The 2,868-nt window shown below is 62.3% G+C and carries 2 protein-coding genes; one reads left to right on the top strand and one right to left on the bottom strand.

Going from position 1 to position 2,868, the window contains the following annotated elements:
- Nucleotides 1-370 (bottom strand): SDR family oxidoreductase (locus Y708_RS27990; protein WP_035775067.1); only part of this gene is annotated, 370 nt, incomplete at its 3' end.
- A gap of 126 nt (nucleotides 371-496) precedes the next feature.
- On the opposite strand from Y708_RS27990, the gene valS reads away from it, so the two are divergent.
- Nucleotides 497-2,868: valine--tRNA ligase (gene valS, locus Y708_RS22320; protein WP_081746429.1), on the top strand; the 2,372-nt coding region annotated here is incomplete at its 3' end.

Below are 2,868 nucleotides of genomic sequence, written 5' to 3'. Positions count from 1 at the left end.
GCATCGGCAGGAAGGCCCGAGTCAGCTTCATGGTGCCCACCACATTGACCTGATACATCCATTCCCAGTCGGTGGTCTTGGCTGCCGAAATCGGATCCGCACCGCGGGCACCTCCCGCAATGTTCACCAGGGTGTCGATACCTCCCCCATCGGTGACCTCGCTGAGAAGCCGGGCGACGCCGTCGTCGTCCGTGATGTCCATAACAACGGCAGTGGCACCGGTTTCCTGCGCGATCGCCGCCAACCGGTCAGCGCGCCGCGCGACGGCGAAAACCCGCCATCCACGTTCCGACAGCACACGGACGACCGTCTCTCCGATCCCTGTGCTTGCCCCCGTGACAACCGCTGACCTGTGTGGCTGAGATTCCATGAGCCCAAGCCTACCGACCGAGGGCACCGCGGCGAGCGAAGCGAACTGTGGGAGGCCGGTACGCGATACCGACCGAGGGTCCGCGGCGTGATACTGAGCCCGCAACCGGCATGGAAGAATGGACGGATGGCTGACACACATCAGGGTACAGACACGCCCACAACCGCCCCTATCAACGTTCCGGACAAGCCCGCTCTCGAGGGGCTTGAACCGGCACTGACGCAGCGTTGGCTGGCAGAGGGAACCTACGCGTTCAACCCGGAGACCACTCGGGAGGAGGTCTATTCGATCGACACTCCCCCGCCCACCGCATCAGGGTCACTCCACGTCGGGCACATGTTCTCCTATACCCAGACCGATGTCATGGCCCGCTATCAGCGAATGGCCGGCAAAAACGTGTTCTATCCCATGGGCTGGGATGACAACGGGCTCCCCACGGAACGCCGTGTGCAGAACTACTATGGTGTCCGTTGCGATCCGGCCATCCCCTACGACCCCGGCTACGCGCCACCCGCCGCGCCCGCCAAGAACCAGCGTGACTTTGACGTGGTGTCCCGCCGCAACTTCATTGAACTGTGCGAAGAGCTGGCAGTCGAGGATGAGTTGGTCTTCAAAAACCTGTTCCAGACGCTCGGGCTATCCGTGGACTGGAATCTGACCTACCGGACCATCGACGACACCTCACGTGCGGTCTCCCAGCGTGCCTTCCTGGCCAACCTCGAACAGGGCGATGCCTATATGGCGGAAGCTCCAACCCTCTGGGATGTCACCTTCCGCACTGCTGTGGCCCAGGCCGAACTCGAGGACCGCGAAGTTGCGGGGGCCTACTACCGCTACCCGTTTGCCACGGCGGACGGCGAACAGCTTTTTATTGAGACCACCCGGCCGGAACTGCTTGCAGCCTGCGTGGCGCTGGTGGCCCATCCGGACGACGAACGCTACCAGCCCTTCTTCGGCAGGACTGTGACTTCTCCTCTCTTCGGAGTGGAGATTCTGGTCTTGGCCCATCCGTTGGCCAAGCCGGACAAGGGTTCCGGCATTGCCATGGTCTGCACCTTCGGCGACCTCACTGACGTGACCTGGTGGCGCGAGCTGAATCTGCCCACGCGCGCCGTCATCGGCCGGGACGGCCGCATCCTCGCGGATACGCCGGACTGGATGACGACGACGGCGGGCAGGGAACTCTACGCGGAATTGGCAGGAAAGACTGTCTTCTCGGCCAAGGAGACGGTGGTTGAAAAGCTCGGCACGGCCGGACTGCTCGAGGGTGAGCCAAAGAAGGTCATGCACGCGGTGAACTTCTTTGAAAAGGGTGACAAGCCCCTGGAAGTGGTCACCAGCCGCCAGTGGTACATCCGCAACGGTGGACGCGACGCCGACAGGCGGGAACGGCTCATCGCCCGCGGCCGGGAGATCGACTTCCACCCGTCCTTCATGCGCAGCCGGTATGAGAACTGGATCGAGGGACTCAACGGAGACTGGCTCATCTCCCGCCAACGGTTCTTCGGAGTGCCGTTCCCGGTCTGGTACCCGCTGGACGCCTCCGGCAATCCGGACTATGACAACCCCGTGCGCCCCTCGGATGACATGCTGCCGGTGGATCCCGCCGCCGAACCCGCACCCGGATTCACCGAGGCGCAGCGCGACCAGCCCGGCGGCTTCATCGGCGACCCCGATGTGCTGGATACGTGGGCCACCTCCTCGCTGTCCCCTCAGATCATGGGCGGCTGGAGCCGCGACGAAGACTTCTTTGCCAAGGTCTATCCGTTTGATCTTCGCCCTCAGGGTCATGACATCATCCGGACTTGGATGTTCTCCTCTGTGGTGCGCGCCGATTCCCTCCTGGATTCTGCACCCTGGAAACACGCAGCAATCTCTGGATGGATCCTTGACCCGGACCGGAAGAAGATGTCCAAGTCGAAGGGCAACGTGGTGGTTCCCACCGATGTGCTCCGGGATTACGGTTCCGACGCCGTCAGGTACTGGGCCGCATCCGCAAAACTCGGAGCCGATACCGCCTACGAAATAGCGCAGATGAAAATCGGCCGGCGGCTGGCCATCAAGCTGCTCAACGCGTCAAAGTTTGTTCTGAACCTCGGAGCAACTGAAGCGGATATCCTCTCGGCCACCGGCCCGGGTGCAGTCACCAACCCGTTGGACCTTTCGCTCCTTGTACGGCTTCACGAAGTGGTTGAGCAGTCGACCACACTGTTTGAGAAGTACGACTATGCACGCGCACTGCAACTCACCGAAACGTTCTTCTGGTCCTTCACCGACGATTACGTGGAATTGATTAAGGACCGCGCCTATGGTGCCCTGGGTGAGGATCAAAAGGCCTCGGCGCTGACCACTCTCGCCACAACCCTTGACGCCCTGCTTCGTCTCTTTGCGCCCGTTCTTCCGTTTGCCACGGAAGAGGTGTGGAGCTGGTGGCGATACGGCTCAGTGCACCAGGCACCGTGGCCCGCCGCCGATCTGATTTCTCGCCATGTGGCGGG

The organism is Arthrobacter sp. H5, assembly GCF_000520595.1.
Taxonomy (GTDB): domain Bacteria; phylum Actinomycetota; class Actinomycetes; order Actinomycetales; family Micrococcaceae; genus Arthrobacter_D.
This window is presented reverse-complemented; position numbering and strand designations above follow the sequence as displayed.